13 protein-coding genes are annotated in these 17340 nt (G+C 60.0%); 5 read left to right on the top strand and 8 right to left on the bottom strand.

Annotated elements, in window-relative coordinates; translation table 11 throughout:
• Window positions 1–4: 4 nt before the first annotated feature.
• The 3 genes from HKK53_RS01775 to HKK53_RS01785 all read right to left on the bottom strand — a co-directional run bounded on the left by HKK53_RS01775 (window position 5) and on the right by HKK53_RS01785 (window position 2904).
• Window positions 5–808 (bottom strand): isocitrate lyase/PEP mutase family protein, encoded by an 804-nt coding sequence (locus tag HKK53_RS01775; RefSeq protein WP_169369056.1) that lies wholly within the window; start codon window positions 806–808, stop codon window positions 5–7.
• Window positions 809–832: 24 nt separating this feature from the next.
• Window positions 833–1915: a bifunctional transcriptional activator/DNA repair enzyme AdaA gene (locus HKK53_RS01780; protein WP_169369057.1), complete on the bottom strand. Its 1083-nt coding sequence runs from the start codon at window positions 1913–1915 to the stop codon at window positions 833–835.
• A gap of 368 nt (window positions 1916–2283) precedes the next feature.
• Window positions 2284–2904 carry a LysE family translocator gene (locus HKK53_RS01785; protein ID WP_169369058.1) on the bottom strand — a complete coding sequence of 207 codons (621 nt, stop codon included), beginning with the start codon at window positions 2902–2904 and terminating at the stop codon, window positions 2284–2286.
• Between the two features lie 214 nt (window positions 2905–3118).
• Here HKK53_RS01785 and HKK53_RS01790 point away from each other — a divergent pair, with 214 nt between their 5' ends.
• The 4 genes from HKK53_RS01790 (at window position 3119) to HKK53_RS01805 (ending at window position 6778) form a co-directional block, all read left to right on the top strand.
• Window positions 3119–4090 carry a Bug family tripartite tricarboxylate transporter substrate binding protein gene (locus HKK53_RS01790; RefSeq protein ID WP_169369059.1) on the top strand — a complete coding sequence of 324 codons (972 nt, stop codon included), beginning with the start codon at window positions 3119–3121 and terminating at the stop codon, window positions 4088–4090.
• On the top strand, window positions 4087–4581 hold the full coding sequence (locus HKK53_RS01795) for a tripartite tricarboxylate transporter TctB family protein (protein ID WP_169369060.1): 495 nt from the start codon (window positions 4087–4089) through the stop codon (window positions 4579–4581). The genes HKK53_RS01790 and HKK53_RS01795 overlap by 4 nt, the downstream gene beginning before the upstream one ends.
• 24 nt (window positions 4582–4605) lie before the next feature.
• Entirely contained in the window at window positions 4606–6114 is a 1509-nt protein-coding gene (locus tag HKK53_RS01800) for a tripartite tricarboxylate transporter permease (protein ID WP_169369061.1), read from the top strand.
• Window positions 6115–6190: 76 nt separating this feature from the next.
• Window positions 6191–6778: a LysE family translocator gene (locus HKK53_RS01805; protein ID WP_169369062.1), complete on the top strand. Its 588-nt coding sequence runs from the start codon at window positions 6191–6193 to the stop codon at window positions 6776–6778.
• 71 nt (window positions 6779–6849) lie between these two features.
• Here the strand turns inward: HKK53_RS01805 and HKK53_RS01810 are convergent, their stop codons facing one another.
• Together HKK53_RS01810 and HKK53_RS01815 are read right to left on the bottom strand one after the other, a co-directional pair.
• Window positions 6850–10506 carry a hypothetical protein gene (locus tag HKK53_RS01810; RefSeq protein ID WP_169369063.1) on the bottom strand — a complete coding sequence of 1219 codons (3657 nt, stop codon included), beginning with the start codon at window positions 10504–10506 and terminating at the stop codon, window positions 6850–6852.
• Between the two features lie 261 nt (window positions 10507–10767).
• On the bottom strand, window positions 10768–11601 hold the full coding sequence (locus HKK53_RS01815; RefSeq protein ID WP_169369064.1) for a helix-turn-helix transcriptional regulator: 834 nt from the start codon (window positions 11599–11601) through the stop codon (window positions 10768–10770).
• A gap of 178 nt (window positions 11602–11779) precedes the next feature.
• On the opposite strand from HKK53_RS01815, the gene HKK53_RS01820 reads away from it, so the two are divergent.
• Window positions 11780–13138: an XAC2610-related protein gene (locus HKK53_RS01820; RefSeq protein WP_169369065.1), complete on the top strand. Its 1359-nt coding sequence runs from the start codon at window positions 11780–11782 to the stop codon at window positions 13136–13138.
• Between the two features lie 9 nt (window positions 13139–13147).
• On the opposite strand, the gene HKK53_RS01825 is transcribed toward HKK53_RS01820, so the two are convergent.
• Genes HKK53_RS01825 through HKK53_RS01835 form a run of 3 tightly spaced genes read right to left on the bottom strand, consistent with a single transcriptional unit; the run spans window position 13148 to window position 17085 of the window.
• On the bottom strand, window positions 13148–15577 hold the full coding sequence (locus tag HKK53_RS01825; RefSeq protein ID WP_169369066.1) for a TonB-dependent siderophore receptor: 2430 nt from the start codon (window positions 15575–15577) through the stop codon (window positions 13148–13150).
• Window positions 15574–16557 (bottom strand): FecR domain-containing protein, encoded by a 984-nt coding sequence (locus tag HKK53_RS01830; RefSeq protein WP_169369067.1) that lies wholly within the window; start codon window positions 16555–16557, stop codon window positions 15574–15576. The genes HKK53_RS01825 and HKK53_RS01830 overlap by 4 nt, the downstream gene beginning before the upstream one ends.
• A 3-nt stretch (window positions 16558–16560) precedes the next feature.
• Window positions 16561–17085: a sigma-70 family RNA polymerase sigma factor gene (locus HKK53_RS01835; RefSeq protein WP_169369068.1), complete on the bottom strand. Its 525-nt coding sequence runs from the start codon at window positions 17083–17085 to the stop codon at window positions 16561–16563.
• Window positions 17086–17340: the final 255 nt, after the last annotated feature.

Raw genomic sequence — 17340 nt, forward strand, 5'->3', positions numbered from 1 at the left:
GCGGTCAGGGTTTTTTGAGCAGGGCGTTCACTTCGCCATAGGTGAGCGCCTTCAGGTCATGGCTATCGAGCTTGCCGGTCTCCAGAAAGCTTTTCGCCAAGACGCTCATTGCGCCATAGAGGAATTCGGCAATGCCGGAGCCGGCGCTCAACCGCCGTACCCCGAGGGTTTTCAGCTCGTCGGGCGATGGCAGGCTGGCATTGCCCAGTACGTTCACCGGCAGGGGCGTGCCACGGCAGATTGCGCCGATCTCGTACTCCGCGGTTACGCCCGCGGCGAACAACCCATCGGCGCCGGCCGCCTGATACAGCGCCGCGCGCTTGAGCGTTTCGGCGACGCGATCTTCGGCGGGGACCAGGCCCTTGAGGTACACGTCGGTGCGGGCATTGATAAACAATTTCACGCCCCGGCGCTCGGCGACCTCGCGGGCGACTTCGATCTTGCGCGCCAACAGCTCCGGCGGCGATGCGCCGTCCTCGATATTGATGCCGACGGTACCGGCGGCGATCACCGCGTCGATGACTTCGGCGACCCGCGCCAGGTCGTCGGAATAGCCGGCCTCGATGTCCACGGTCAATGGCACGCTAATGATTCGGGCGATGGACTCGACCGTCGCCACCAGCCGTTCGAGGGGCAGGCTGTTGCCGTCCTGATAACCATGGGCCCAGGCCACCGCCGCGCTGCTGGTGGCCACGGCTTTGCTGCCCAGTTGTTCCACCAGCCGCGCCCCGGTGGCGTCGGCGACGTTGGTGAGGATCAGCAGGCCGTCCTGATGCAGCCTGTGGAACTGTTGGTCGAACGCTTCCATCGAATTGCCTTCCCTATGAAATGATCAGAACGCCAATTGTTGTGTGATCTGCATCGCTGCCTTTTCCAGCCGCAGCAGAAACGCCTTGCGCGGTTGTCCGCCACCATAGCCAGTCAGCGAGCCATCCGCGCCAATCACCCGATGACAGGGCAGCACAATCGCCAAGCGGTTATGCCCGTTGGCCAGTCCGACGGCACGACTGGCACCGGGTTTGCCCAGTAGCGCGGCGATGGCGCCATAGGTGCTGGTGTGGCCGTAGGGGATCAGCGCCAGTTCGGCCCAGACTTGCCGGGCGAATTCGCTGCCCGGCAGGTGCAACGGCACCGTGAATTCGGTCAGTTGCCCAGCGAAATACTGCGCCAGCTCGGTCTCGATTTGCTTCAAGTGACCGTTGTGTCCCGGCGCCACGACGTAGCCGTAACGGTTTTGCAGTTCTTCGACTTCCCTGGTCAGCGCCGGGCGATCAAGAAACTCCAACAGCACCAAGCCGCGCCGCTCGGCCATGGCGATCATCGGCCCCAGCGGCGTGGTCAGCCGGGTGAACAGCAGCGGCTCACTGTTGGCGGCGCGACCCGGGGTGATGTGGAAGGACTTCTGAAAGGCGTCGCGAAAACCGCTCAGGGATTCGTAGCCGGAATCAAAGGCGACATTGTCGATGGATTCGCCTTGCTTGATGCCGCCCAACGCCATCCCAAGGCGCCGGGTACGCAGCCAGGCGTGGAAAGTCATGCCGAAATGCTGCTTGAACCAGCGCCGCAACTTCAGCGGCTCGATGCCCTCGGCTTGCAGCTGGGTGTCGGTCCAGCGCTGGTCCGGTTCGGCGTCGACCAATTTGAGCAAACGCTGCACCCACTCCGGGGCAATGGCTGCCGCGTCCAGCGGTTTGCAGCGCAGGCAGGCGCGGTAGCCGGCGGACATGCACTCATCGGCATGGGCAAAGAACTCGACATTCTCCGGCTTGGGTTTGCGCGCCGTGCAACTGGGACGGCAGAAAATCCCGGTGGTCTTGACCGCGGTAAAGAACACCCCCTCGTAGGCGGTGTCTCGTTCGAGCATGGCGCGAACCATCTCGGCGTGGGGGGGCAGCACAGCGTTTTGTAGGTTCATGGGGTGAGCATAAGGCCGGTCTGCCGACGCCTCCACCGGAAAATCGACAGAGAATTCATCACGCTAATGCCGGTGCCGATGATGGATCTCCGGAAAGTGCGCATGACTATGGTGCAGCGGCGTGTGCTCGTGTTCGTGGCTGTGCAGCAGGAGCCGGGGCGAGTTCCTGGGTGCCGAAAAATCTATGCAAACCCGAGGAACGACAGGACCACCACGACAATCACAACGACCCCGACGATGTAGATGATGTTGTTCATGAATTCCACCTCTCAACCAGAACAGGATGGCGAAACGAAGGCGCTACAAATACAAGGTAGTGCACCTTGACTGGCAATTCCATTCGACGACCCTACATGGATCGCGGGAGTTCAGGCCCTGCGCGCCATCAACAACACCGAAGCCGCCGCCGACAACAACCCCGCGCAGCAACGGTTGAAGATCCGCTTGCCTCGCGGTTCGGCGAACCAGCGACGCATGTGCAAGCCCATGTAGGCATAGGCGCTGATGGCGACCCATTCCAGCATCAGGAACAGTGCGCCGAGCACGGCGAATTGCGGTGTGATCGCTCGCGTCGGGTCGACGAATTGCGGGAGAAACGCGGTAAAGATCAGGATCGCTTTCGGATTACCCGCCGCCACCAGAAACTCCTGGCGCGCCAACGCCAGCATCCCCACCGGCGCACCCGCCACTGCGTTTTGTGCGCCGGGATCGGCCCGCCACAATTGCCAGGCGAGATAGAACAAATACGCCGCCCCCAGAATCTTGATCCCGTAGAACAACAGTTCCGACGTTTGCAGTACCACCGCCAGCCCGGCCGAGGCGAGGGCGATCATCCCGGCAAACGCCAGCAAACGCCCGACCCCAGCCAAACAGGCGCGGCGATAGCCGTAGCGGGTGGAGTTGCTGACGGACAGCAGATTGTTCGGGCCGGGGGCCATGTTCAGGGCAAAACAGGCCGGGACAAACAGGGTGAGGGTGGCGAGGTCCATGGTGCGGGCTCCTGATCCGGGAGTCCTTTTTTATCACGGATGGAAGGGGGTTTTGGCCATACAGTGATGGACGCAAGTCACCGTACACTTGGCCTTCACGCCAAAAACCCAATCCATGACCTACGCTGTCCACAGACGCATGTTCAGTGAGCAGGGCTTGCTCCTGAGCGAGATTCCACCGCCATCCCCACAAAAACAATAGAGGGAGATCACCATGCAGGCCATGTTCCGTCGAATCACCCGCGCCATCGCTGTCGCCATTACATCGGCTGCGCTCACGACATCGGTCTTTGCGCTGGACACCGTCAAGTTCATGGCCCCCGGATCCGTGGGTGGCGGCTACGACCAAACGGCTCGGGATCTGGGCAAAGCCTTGATCGAAGCCAAAGCAGCCAAATCCGTCACCTTCGAGAACAAGGGCGGGGCCGGCGGGACGTTGGGGTTGGCGCAGTTTGCCAACAGCACCAAGGGCGATCCGAATGCGTTGCTGGTGGTCGGTGCGATCATGGTCGCTGGCATTGAGCAGAACAAGCCGCAAATCACCTTGAAGGATGTCACGCCGATTGCCCGGCTGTTTACCGAATACAACGTGATTGCCGTGCGCAAGGAGTCCGAGTTCAAGACCCTGGAAGACTTGCTCAAAGCCTTTAAGGAAAAGCCCTCCAGCATCACTTGGGGCGGTGGTTCCAAAGGGTCGATCGATCACATCGGCATCGCCGACCTGGCCGGCAAAATGGACATCCCGGTGAACAAGGTCAATTACGTCGCCTTCGCCGGTGGCGGGGAAGTGGTGGCCCAGGTCTTGGGCGGCCAGATCAAGGTGATCACCGGGGGTTATGCCGAACTGGGGCAATACATCAAGAACGGCCAGTTCCGGGTACTCGCCATCGGCGCGCCCGCACGCGTTGAAGGCATCGATGCCCCAACGCTGAAAGAGAAGGGCTACGACGTGATTATCGGCAATTGGCGCGGCGTGTACGGCGCGGCCAACCTCACGCCCGAGCAGCGCCAGGAAGTGACCGGCGCCGTGCTGGCCGCCGCCAAGACCAAAGGCTGGCAAGACAATGTCGCCATCAATGCCTGGTCGCCGAGCATCCTGACCGGGGATGACTTCGGCAAGTTCGTCGACGAAGAACACGTGCGACTGCGGGCGATGCTGGTCGAGGTCGGGCTGATTTCGAAATGACCGCGTCGCGCACTATTGTCCCGGCGCAACTGGCGATTGGCGTCGGTGTGATGGTCATCAGCGTCGTGTTGGCGGTCGGCGCCTTCCGGTTTCCAGAGGAGATGGGGTTCGTCATCCTCGGTGCCCACGTGTATCCCTACGCGTTGGCGGCGTTTCTCGGGGTCGTCGGCCTGTTGCTGAGTTATCAAGCGCTGAGCGGTGGCTTTCGCGAACTGGCCGACCACGATGACGACAGTGCCAAGGTCATTCCCGGCGGCAAATTCGGTGCGGCCTGGGTCACCGGCGGGCTGGTGGCGGTGGCCGTGCTGATTAACCTCATCGGCTTCGTCCTGGCGGCCGGGTTGCTGTTTGCCTGTTCGGCCCGGGGCTTCGGCAGTCGCCGGCCGCTACGCGACCTGGCCATCGGGATTGCCCTGACGCTGCCGATTTACTGGCTGTTCAACGCCGGGCTTGGGGTCTCCCTGCCGCCCTTGATCAACGCCTGGATCTGATCCGGGCCGAAGGAGGTCGACAAGGTGGACATTCTCGCAAGCCTAGCCATCGGATTTTCCGCCGCGCTGACACCGATCAACCTGATGTGGGGCTTTATCGGTTGTTTGCTCGGCACCGCGATCGGTGTCCTGCCGGGGATCGGCCCGGCGCTGACCGTGGCGTTGCTGCTGCCGATCACCGCCAAGGTCGATCCGACCGGAGCGCTGATCATGTTTGCCGGGATCTATTACGGCGCGCAGTTTGGCGGCTCAACCACATCGATCCTGCTCAACACGCCTGGCGAATCGTCGTCGATGGTCACGGCGCTTGAAGGCAACCTCATGGCCCGCAACGGCCGGGCCGGGCCCGCGCTGGCCACCGCTGCGATTGGCTCATTTGTGGCGGGTACCATCGCCACGATTTTGCTGACTCTGTTTGCGCCTCTCGTGGCCACCCTGGCACTGAAGTTTGGCCCCGCGGAGTATTTCGCGATTCTGGTGTTGTCCTTCACCACGGTGTCGGCAGTGCTCGGCGCCTCGATGCTGCGCGGGTTCGCCTCGCTGGGGATCGGCCTGATGGTGGGTTTGATCGGCCTCGACGCGACCTCGGGCATTGCCCGCTACACCTTGGGCGTGCCGGAATTGGTCGATGGCATCGAAGTGGTGCTGGTGGCCGTCGGTTTGTTTGCCGTGGGCGAGGCGTTGTACAGCCTGCTCTATCAGAAAGAGGAGACGGCAAGTCGGCACCGCTTGACCTCGCTGTGGATGACCCGCGCCGACTGGAAACGCTCGATCCCGGCCTGGTTGCGCGGCACCCTGATCGGTTTTCCCTTCGGTTCGATTCCGGCCGGTGGCGCGGAAATTCCGACGTTCCTGTCGTATTCCGCCGAACGCAAACTGAGCAAGTACCCGAAAGAATTTGCCGGCAGCAAGGGCGAGGGCGCTATCGAGGGCGTCGCCGGGCCCGAGGCCGCGAACAACGCGAGCGCGACCGGTTCATTGGTGCCACTGCTGACACTCGGCATCCCCACTTCCGCCACCGCTGCGATCCTGTTAGCGGCCTTCCAGAACTACAACCTGCAACCGGGGCCGATGCTATTTCAGACCTCGGGGGAACTGGTCTGGACCCTGGTGGCCTCGTTGTACATCGGCAACGTCATCCTGCTGGTGTTGAACCTGCCGCTGGTGGGGCTGTGGGTCAAGTTGCTGCAAATCCCTCGGCCTTACCTGAACGCCGGCATCCTGGTGTTTGCCACCATTGGCGTGTACGGCATGCGCCATTCTTCCTTCGACCTGCTGCTGATGCTGGCCATCGGCTGGGGCGGGGTGTTGATGCGGCGTTTCGACTTTCCCGTCGCCCCGGTGATCGTCGGCATGTTGCTGGGGCCGATGGCCGAGAAGCAGCTGCGTAATGCGTTATCCATCAGCGAAGGCGACTGGACGATTTTTCTGACCCAACCGATCTCCGCCGCGTTCCTCGCGTTGACCCTGCTGGTGCTGGTAGTGCCGCACCTGCTGCATGCCCGTGGCATCAAATTGCATGAGGACGATTAGGCAGTTTTCTTCAATACGTGGGGGCGGGCGCTCTTTACCTTGAGCGCTGTTCCCACTCAATTGAAGAAGGTCTGTGATGAGTCTGATGATGTCCATGGCGGCGTTTGCATTGGTCGCTTCGATAACCCCGGGGCCGGTGAATATTGTGGCGTTGAGCGCCGGCGCACAGTTTGGATTTCGTGCCAGTCAACGGCATGTGGCTGGGGCAACGCTGGGTTTTGTCTTGCTGCTGGTGTTGATGGGGCTCGGACTGCATGAGCTGTTGCGCGTATGGCCGATGCTGACGCGCGTGGTGCAATGGGCGGGGGTGGCGTTTCTGTTGTTCATGGCATTCAAACTGGCGACCGATGACGGGCGGCTGGATGCCAGGGAATCGGCAAGGGCACCGTCGATGCTCTACGGCGCGGTGATGCAGTGGCTCAACCCGAAAGCCTGGCTGGCCTGTGTCGCGGGCATGGGCGCGTTTGTCGCCGATGGCGAGGCGCGGCTGGTCTGGCAATTTGCAGCGGTGTATCTGGTGATTTGTTATCTGTCGGTCGGCTGTTGGGTGTATGCCGGGACTTTTTTGCGCGGTTACTTGAGTCACCCGGCAGGGATGCGTCTGTTCAATCGGAGCATGGCGTTGCTGCTGGCGGGGAGTGCGGTGTATTTGTTGTATCCCTGAATCGCGCAGAAAAGATCCGTACCCCGTCAAGCGGGGCACGGATTGGTTGGCAGGGAATCAGGCGACAAATATCAGGCCATGCCGCTCAGCAAATTGAATACTTCTTTTGGCATTGGCTTGAATTGGCCGGTCCTCAATTGACTGATGGCGAACAGCGCACTGGCGGTTCGGCCATTGCCATCACCGAAGCCTTGGAAACCTACAACGGTCGCGAGCAAGTGTTTGTCAAAATGCGGATGAGCGGAGTTCAACGTTTTCAGATGCTGTTCCATCAATGAAAAACCGGTGATGCTACTGCCATATTTCGTTGGTGCCCCGGCTTCGCGTATGGAGCCCGCGAGGTCGGGCACCAGTCGGCTGTGCAGCTCTTTGATGACGCCCGGATCGGTCAGGGATTTGTTGCTGCTCGCATATTCGCGCAATACCGAAACGATAGCGTCGAAGTCATTATTGGATGTGGAACCATTCAACATCCAGGCGCCAGCTCGTAGTGCCGGGTCGGTATAGCCCTGCGGATTGAATAAGGATTCCGGCATCACATCGTTGTAAGGAGCCTTACCCAGATCCAGCTTCAGTACGTTTTCCTGGTAGTTCTTCATGTAGGTGACTTTTTTCGTTTCGAGTTCTGCAACAATCGACAACGTGTCGGAATAGCTTTGTGCTGAGTGAAGCGTATTGGTGTAGCTGATGGGCTTGCTGGCCATGTAGGTGGTCAGCACATCATCCAATGCCGCTTGACCGATCAATGACCCCAGATGTCGTACCTGCGGGTTTTGGAGCGCCGCTTCTTTAGCGGCACGATTGAATAGCTGCTGCAGTTCCGCGGGGTCGGCATTCTTTGGCCAGGGGAGCTTCTTGTCGCTCAAACGGGTCACCACCTGTTCGATGGTGGTGATGCTGTCGCTCCTGAACAGTGCCCGCGCATGGGCCACGGTGTCCAGGCTCATGCGAATCTGCGACGCCGCACCGGTGTGGTTAATGGCCCTGATCAGGTCATAGGAGTTGGCGCCAGTCAGATATCGCAACTGCTGGCGGGCGACATGGGCACTGGAAGCGGCGAAGTGACCCACTTTCAGTGCGCCCCTGCCTATCAGCTTGGCGCCGCCCTTGAGCAGTTGCGGGATGCCGTCCAGCGGATTGAACAGGCTGACCACCGTTTGTGCGCCGACTCGCGATGCCGTCAGCAGTTTGCTGGTCAGGGAGGCGCCTTTGGCGGCGGTGCCGGCCACTTTCAACGGGATGGCGGCGAAGGCGACTGCGACGACCAAAACGTCAGTGACGCAACCAAAGAGGGCATTGCGTTGCCGTTCAGCCACACCCGAGGAAAGCTCCTCCACGCATTCCTTGAACGGAATAATCAGGTTGAGAATGACGTTGAACACCGCGTCGGTCTTTTCAATCGCCCGTTCTCGCTCCGTTTGGTCAAGTCCGATTTGGGTCAGCTCCTTTTCAGTGAAGATCGGGGTGTTCCGGGCAACCAGATGGCTGATGGTGTCCAGTCGCTCGGAGTTGAAGTAGCGGATCGGATTGGTTGACTGGGTAGGGTGGCCAGACTCTTCCAGATCGGCGATTCGCGTGAGGTAAACATCGGAATGGATGCCGTCACGCGGGGCTATGTTTTTGACGTAGGCATCCAGGTCGATCGGCGCTTTCAATAGCAGCTCACGCTCACTGTAGTTTTCATCAATCCAATGGCTGATAAGTTTTGAAGCAACCGTTGTACTAAAGTCTTGCCGGAATCGACATTCCAAGCGCATCGGAAATAATTCATAACAACGAATCAAGGGGCCGATCACCGCAAAAATGATGAGGCCATGGCGCGCGGCATCTTCTTCAGGTTTGGTCTGTTGGGGCGGCGTAGTAATTACATTGCCGGCACTGGGTCGATAGTTAGTGTAGTACTTGATTTTGTTGATCTGATAGATCGCCAGGCGACCCTGTTCAATAAACTTTCTGTGTCCTTCCTCCATTTGCGAAAATGCATATTTGATATTGACCGCTAATCCTGCAGTCATCTGGTTGTAATGATTGTGGATGGCCTCTTCATACAGATTGGCCACGGGATACAACGCTGTCAGCCCAGGGTATTGCTGGTAAATATTGGCGCCCCTTGTACGGCCCCAATCCTGAGTATGAAGTTCCTCGCCTATATACAGGTCCAATACGGAGACTTGCCTGCCGGCACCGCCTCCGCTGCCACGGTGTTTGACCAGCCGTTCGGAAGAGACGCTGTCGGGCACGATGGATCGCAGTTCTTTCAACGCAAGTGCCTTGCGGCTGGGGATCGGCTGAGAAATTTGGCTGATCGCGCCCGATAAGGCGCCGACATACTGGTTATATTGCTCGACACCACGCTTTACCGCGGCCTGGCCAAGGCTGCCGTCAGCCTCTCGTGTGATCAGACCGTTCATCAACGCCCAGGTAATGATCGGATCGACCGCTTGCGTGGTGTGCAGCGCTTGTAATTGCGGGGTCAGCACCGAGACCTGGCCGAAGCCCAGCAGGTGCTCATAAGACATGGCCCGGGAGGCGCCGGGAACGAGCGACTCGACTAAATGTACCGCCTGGCTGAGGACCACCCAGCCCGGGGTGCCGAGTTGCAGTTCAGCCGGGACACCGCGCACCAGGTATTCAGGTGCCATGCCGCCAAGCACCAGTTCCGCGACCAGCGGTGCGAAGGTGCGATCAAGAGCAAAACGATCGTACAGATGGTCTTCCAGGCGTTTGCGCACCGCGGATGGTTGAAGCAGTAAGTATTCGGCCGAATAGAGGTTGAAGCCGGCAAATGTGGTGTTGGCGCTGTCCAGAGCGGGATCGAGATCGAGCAGCATGGCCGCAATCAGCAATTGCTCGATCAATACTGGCGACGGTTTGGGCTGGGTCGTGTCGGTGAACCAACCCAGGGCATCGAAGTACGCTTGCCCTTGTTCCGAGGCTCCGACTGTTATTTCGATCAATCGTTGTAAGCGGTATTCAGGGCTGGTGGGCAATCCTGCCGATTTGATTTCGACCGGCAAATGTTTACCCAGGTGTGCCACCAGGGTAGTTTTCCCGCCGCTTGAAGAGTGGTTGACCTTGCGAATGATGGCGCGGTTGTTCTCGGTGAGTCTAAATGGCGAATCCTCTGGCGTGTCCAGAAGTTGCCAATAGTTACCAAACCGTGGTGGCTCGGGCAGGGTCATGAAGTTGAGCAGATCAATCAGCCCTTTGGCGTCTTGTTCAGTGGCGGGTAATGACAAGTCATGGAAGCGCAACCATTGGCTGACGACTATTTTGTTTCCGGTGGTGATCCACCCACCGCTCAACTTGGCCATGTTCGCCAGTAGTTTCAGCTCACCGTTGAAAGTTGCAATGCCTGTGACAAGCGACGTGATGTCCTTGGGCGAAAAAAAAGCGGTGGTGAGATCGTTGTACGTACTGACATTCGGCCAGGAGTAATACAGTCGGCCGCTTTCATCGACGAGGTATACGGCATGCGCCGGTATGGATTGCGAAGTCCGGATCTTCAGAAAGTCGGGGTGCCGGGTCAGAATGGATAAGTAAACGCTGGCGGATCGATGAACCTGATCAAAGTCAGTGCCGGGCACGCTGGTAACTGCGATTCTTGCCCATGACCATCCGAGGTCCGTGATTGTCTCGTCAGCGAGGAAGTTATTGATCGCTGTAATGATTGCCTGTTTTTGACGGCCGTTTGCGGAGCTTTCAGATACATTGTCTTGAGTTTGCATGGTTGGCTTTTAACTGTCTGAGAGTTTTAGAGATGCAGGAACTTAACAAGGTTGTCGCGGGACGAGGCGGATAGTAATGAGTGATCAGGCAGTCAGTTATTCTATTTATATGGCTTTATGTTTCGCTTGTTAGAGGGGCGAATGAAAGAGCGGCTGGCGTGCAGTAATTATCGGATTGGAGTGGGGGTGCAGAGAGTTGTATTTATATATGTGCTTGTGGGGCGAAGTTGCAATGGGTTCAAGCGGGCAGTCAATAACCCGTTAACCACGATACTGCCCCGGCGTCGCCGCCAGATGTTGTTTGAATACCCGCTGAAAGTGCGCCTGATCGGCAAACCCGGCCTCCAGCGCTACATCGGCAATCAACTTGCCGCTGCGTAACCGGTCCCGGGCGAACTGGATGCGCCGGTTGAGCAAAAACGCGTGTGGCGTCATCCCGTAATGTTGCTTGAACGCGCGGATCAGGTAGGACGGCGACAGTTGCGCCGCTGCGCAAATATCTTCCAGCTTGAGCAGTTGCGTGCAGTTGTCGCGGATGTAGTCGGCGGCCCGTTCCAGTTTGAAATTGGGTTCGCGCAATGGCGGGTCGGTGGGGTTGAGGCGTTGTTGCACCTCGGTGAAAAACTCTACCGCGGCGCTGTGTTTGCATAGCAGGTCTTGCTGCTCATCGACCAATACGGTGTACAGATCCTTCAAGCCCGCAAACAGACTCGCGTCGTGCAAGTGGGTGATGGAAAACCGCCGCAATGCCTGGTCCTGGCTAAATCCCAATTGATGTTGCAAGTCGGTCAGCCACGGCGTCTCGACATAGAGCATCAGGTACGACCAGGGCTGATCGTCGATGGGGTTGCAGGCGTGGACATCGCCGGGGTTCATCAGCACCACGGTGCCGGCACTGACCTCGAATGCCGACTGCTCATGCACATACGTACTGCGCCCGGCGGTGATCGCGCCGATGGAAAAATGCTCATGGGAGTGCCGGGCGTAGCAGACCTCACGGCCATCGGCGATGGCCCGGGCTTCGATGAAGGGCAGGGCGTCGTCGCGCCAGAAGCGCGGGGCTTTGTCGGCATCTTTGGCAACCGTGTGTTTCATCGTCGGCGTCCTGGGCAGGTCAGCGTACGAGTGTATTAGCTCTCGTCATTAAAGGCGCGTTGCGATGCCGGATTTTTTGTTGGCAGTGCCGTAGACCGAAGAGTCGTTAAGCAATATCAGCCCGCACCGTTTGTCGCTAGACTGGCCGCCCCGATTTGCCGCAAGGACGCTCAGCATCATGGTTGCCCCTCGTTTATTGGCTGTCGCCTGCCTGCTCGCCAGCGCCGGCGCGAGTGCCGCGCCGCTGACTTATCACCTCACCGATCCCGCGCAGAAATATGCCATCGAGGTGCTGTTCCCGCAGCCTCCCGCCCAGAGCTTCGAAGGCGCGCCGGCGCAGATCACCTTGCGCGACAAGAGCAGTGGCCAGGTGTTGCAGCGCATCGACTCACCGGCGGCGTTTGCCGTCTACAAACCCGGCAGCCAGGAACTGGAAATCAACCAGGCCCCGGCCTATGGCGATCAAAGCGCGTTGTTCTTCGATGATTTCAATTTCGATGGGCAGCAGGATCTGGCCGTACGCAACGGTAGCGAGGGCGGTTATGGCGGTCCTTCCTATGACATCTACCTGTCTGATCCAGCGAGCCTGACGCTGGTCTTCAGCCCGGCGTTCTCCTCCCTGACCCGCGATGAGCAATTGGGCATGTTCGGCGTTGATCCGGTGGCCAAGCGCTTGGACACCCGTTCGAAACAAGGCTGCTGCTGGCATCAAAGCGCGACGTGGAAGATCGAGAACAATGAGCCGGTGATGGTCAGCGAAAAGATCGAAGCGATGCAGATGCCGACGCAAGCAAAGCCCTACATGCCTATGGGCTACCTGGACGTCACCGAACGCGAGCTCAAGGATGGCCAGTGGATCGAACACCAGTCACTGGCGGGCCCCTACGCCGAGCCACCGTTGACGTTTCGCGGCACCCTTAACGACAAGATCGCGTTCGAACTCTGGTGGCAAATCCAGGGCGAGGTATACATCGGTGAAGTGCGTTACGGCAAAACCGGCAGCGGCAAACCGATCCGGCTGGTCGGCGATTACGTTTATGGTCGCGGTGTGTTGCTGCATGAACTGGACGATGACGGGCAGATCACCGGCGACTGGACCCTGAAAGGCGAACCGGACGAACAGGGCAACTACACCGGCACCTGGCGCAGCCCCAAGCGCACGTTCAACACCAACATGCGTCTTGCCGAATTCAAGATTGCGCCGCAGAAACTTGAAGGGGTGGCCAGCAATCAGCGTGAAGGTGACTACCGGATGACCCATTTCGTAGAGCGAATAATCAGCCAGCTGTCGGTGAAGATACTGCCGGGCATCGATGATGGGCCGGAGACTGTCGATATCACTATCGACTACGCCCAGCTCAAGGATCCACCGAGCGAAATCCATTACCAGTCGGCGTTGCTGGCGGGCAATCTGGCCATCGTGCTGGACGCCCAGGGTGGACCGGTCTTGCGCTTGCAGTTGCTCAACGGCGCGGCAGTCGTGACGGGTTACGGCGAGTACCGCAAATACGGCGGCAGCTACGTAAAAATCCCCTGAAGCGTGGCGCTAGAAATCCCACTTGGTCGTCAGCTGCACACTGCGCGGCTCCCCATAAAACCCGGTGCCGAAGTTGCCGAGGCCGGTGTAGTAGGTCTTGTCGAACAGGTTCTTCACATTGAGCAGGGTGCTCAAATGCTCGTTGAAGCGGTAGCGCGCCATCACATCCACCAGGTAATAACTGTCCTGGGTGATGCGCGCATTTTGGCCGCTGCCGCTGGGGTCGGGCTGGAACACATTACCGAAGAATTCGCTCTGCCAGTTCACCCCGCCGCCGACGGTGAGGTCGTCCCAAGCGCCGGGCAACCGATACGTACTGAACACCCGCACCACTTGCGCTGGCGCAGTGGTTTTCAGCACTGAGCCATAGACGTCATCGCCCTGGGCGTCGCGGGTGTGGTTGTAGGTGTAGCCGGCCGAGAGTTTCCAGCCGTCCAGCACTTCACCGGCCACTTCGACTTCGAAGCCCTTGGTGGTCGCGCCTTGCACCGCGCGGTACACCGACTCGGTATCGACGCCACTGACGTACTCGGCGAGGTTGTCCTGTTCGATGCGGAACAGCGCAAAACGAGCGTTCAACCGTCCGCCGAAATATTCAGCCTTGAGGCCGGCTTCGTAGGCGTCGCCTTCCACGGGATCGAGCAGTTGGCGATTGGCGTCCTTGCTCATCTGCGGCTGATAGATGTTGGTGTAGCTGGTGTACAGCGAGTAGGTGTCATCGAGGTCGTAGACCAACCCGGCATAAGGTGTGATCACGCCGCTCTGGCGGTAACGATCGCGGGTGTCCGGAGTGTCGGTATCGGTGTAGTCGAGGTGGTCGCTGCCCTTGAAATCACTGACCCGCCCGCCGAGGATCACGGACAGATCGTCGGTCGGCCTCAGGCGTGTGGCGAGGTAGGCGCCGGTCTGGCGCTGGACGATATCGTCACGGCCGACCTGGGGAATGTCCGGCTTCGGAAATTCACCACGCCAGTCGAAAATGCTGCCCTCCAGGGCCGGGTAGACCGAGCCATAAACCGGAATGTCCTGGCGGGTGTTCATCGCCATGAACCCGGCGATCAACTCGTGTTCGCGCCCAAGCAGGCTGAACGGGCCGCTGAAATTGACGTCGAGGTTGTCCTGCACCTCGTCACCCTTGAATTTGCCCATGTACATGAACATGCCGTCGCCACTGACCGGGTCCGGGTTGCCACCGCTGGCCGAGCCGAGAAAGGTGTCGTGTCGGCGGTGTTTGCGGTCGTAGCTGACCTTGAGTGTCCAGTCGTTGGCCAGTTGCTGTTCCAGCGAAGCGAATAGCGTCTGGTTGCTGAAATCCCGGCGGCTCCAGTCAGTGGCCGGGTTGAACGAACGCGAGAAATTCGTCCGTGAGCCGTCGCTGTTGAACATCGGGAAACCGGTCCAGCTGGCGCCACGGGAGCGGGTGTTTTGCTGGTCGATACCGACGGTGAGCAAGGTGTCCGGGGTCAGGTCGGCTTCGAGGATGCCGTAGGCGATGTCCCGGGTGTTTTGATAGTGATCGGCGTGGGCACTGCGCTCCTGATGGACCCCGACGAAACGTCCGCGCACGTTGCCGCTGTCCGTCAGCGGACCGGCGATGTCGCCCTCGCTGCGGTAACTGTCCCACGAACCGACGCTACCACTGACCGAGGCCTTGAAGGCCTTGGTCGGGCGCTTGCGGATCAGGTTGACGCTGGCCGATGGGTCCCCCGAGCCGGTCATCAGCCCAGTCGCGCCCTTGATGATTTCAACGCGGTCGAAGGTCGCCATGTCGGTGCTGGTGGTGCCGTAATCGTAGACGCCGTCGTAGTCGGTATTGACCCCGTCGTACTGGAAATTGGTGATCGGCAGGCCCCGGCTGGAAAACTCCCAGCGCTCGCTGTCGTAGTTCTGCACGCTGATGCCGGGGGCGCGGCGCAGCACGTCAGCGATGCTGGTGCCGCCCTGATCGTCCATTTGCTGGCGGGTGATGACCGTTACTGATTGCGGGGTGTCGCGCAAGGACAGCGCCAGGCCGGTGGCCGAGGAGGTCGAGCCGGTGGTGTAGCTGTGGGTGTCTTCGGTGATGGCTCCCAAGCCAAGCGCCGCGATAGTGGTGGTATCGAGTTCCAGCAAACCTTCGGGCACGGCTTGCAGGATATAACCGCCACCGGCCTGGGCTTGAGCTTGCAGGCCGCTGCCTTGCAACAGGCGCTGCAAGGCTTGCTGTTCGGTGAAGTCGCCCTCCAAGCCTGGACTGCGTTTGCCGCCCGCCAGGTCGTTGTGGCCGGCGAGGAAAATCCCGGCCTGTTCGGCGAAGCGGTTGAGCACGCTGACCAGCGAGCCGGCGGCAATCGCGTAATGACGCTTCTGACTGGCGGGCTGTTCATTGGCAGCCGGAGCGATGCCTGGCGCAAGACTCACCGCCAGCGCGAGCGCCAACGAACGGGCGTTGCGAATCATGCCCTCGGGCCGACGCTGACCCACCAGCTCATGGTCTTTTGCACCCGGATCGGCAACGCCGCTTCCAGCAGGCGCAAGGCCTGATCGGTGTCCTTGAGCGGGAACGAGCCCATCACCGGCAGCCCGGCAATGGCCGGATCGCACGCCAGATGCCCCGGTCGATAGCGCCCCAATTCCTCGATCAACTGCCCCAGCGGCAGGTTGTCCGCCAGCAACACCCCGCGACGCCAGGCTTCGCGCCCGGCCGCAGCAGGTGTGGCCGCAGGCGTGTGGTGTTCGGTGAAGGCCAGTTGTTGCCCGGCGTCGACGATCTGCACCTGACCGTGCACGGTGCGGACTTCGACCGCGCCTTCGTAGACGTTGAGCAACGTGCGCTGTTCTTCCTGACGCACGCTGAAGCGCGTACCCAGCGCACGCATCTGGCCTTGCTCGGTCTGCACCAGGAACGGTCGACGACTGTCCTTGGCGGTGTCGATCAACACTTCTCCGCAACGCAGTAGCAACAGGCGTTGCGCGCCGTCGAAGCGTACGTTGAGCGCGCTCAGGGCATTGAGCCAGATCCGGCTGCCATCGCTGAGCAGGCTTTCCCGGGTTTCGCCGGTGCCGGTGGCGAGGTCGGCGGTCCAGCGGCCCAGCGTGTCCGGGAGCGAAGTCTGGCGCCAGGCGCCCCAGCCCAACAGGCTGCCCGACGCCAGGATAAGCAAGCTCTTGACCGTTTGGCGGCGGCTGATCGGTGAGCGAGCGGTGTTGCGCAACACCTGCCCGGCGGCGTGTTGCTGGTCATCTTGCAGGGTCGCGAAGCGTTGGCCGACGCGCTCCACGTAGCCCCAGGCTTGCTGGTGTTCGCCGCTTTGCGCCAGCCAGGCTTGCCAGCGTTCGCGGTCCTGTTCGCCGGTCTGTTGATCGTGCAGTTGCACATACCATTGCGCCGCCTGTTCGAGGCTGGCGTGGCTGATGCTGTTCGGGGAAGGGCGGGGCATGGGTTACTCGATCAGCAGGCCGTCGAGCTCGGCCTCCAGCATCGCGCAATGCATCAATGCCTGGGCCAGGTACTTCTTCACCATGCGTTCGCACACACCGATTTCCTCGGCGATGGCGCGGTAAGGCAGGCCATGCACTTGGGCCAGAATGAACGCATCGCGCACCCGCGCGGGCAGCCGTTGCAGCATGGCGTCCACTTCGTAGAGGGTTTCGACGATGATCGCCCGTTGCTCCGGCGAGGGTTGCACGGCTTGCGGACGCGCGGCCAGGGTCTCGAGCCAGGCCTGTTCCAACTGACGGCGGCGCCAGTGATCGATGCACAAGCCCCGGGCGATGGTCGCCAGGTAGGAGCGCTCACGGCTTTCGCAGTCGAACGCCGGCGGACGTTTGAGCACCCGGATAAACGTGTCATGCGCCAGGTCTGCGGCATCGAAGGCGTTATTCAAGCGTCGACGCAACAACTCATGCAACCAGCGGTGATGAGCGAGGTAGAGGTTCTGAACGCTGGAGGAATCGGCGACCGTCATTGTGAGCACATGTCCATGGGCGACGTACGCCCTCGGTGCAAATAAGAATTGGTCGCGATTAAACCAAATGGTCAGTGGCTGCGCAAATGATATTGGTTTGCTTTTAGGCGGTTGGGCGTGATGATTTGGAGAGTTGTAGTCGTTATGACTTTAAGTGGAGTCATTAAGACAATAATGGGGCTGGGTCATATTGACTGCGTGACAGCCAAGCCGTTGATTTAACGCCGTATAAAACATGGCACGGCTTTTGGAAGA

Origin of the sequence: Pseudomonas sp. ADAK7, from assembly GCF_012935675.1 — a bacterium.
Taxonomy (GTDB): domain Bacteria; phylum Pseudomonadota; class Gammaproteobacteria; order Pseudomonadales; family Pseudomonadaceae; genus Aquipseudomonas.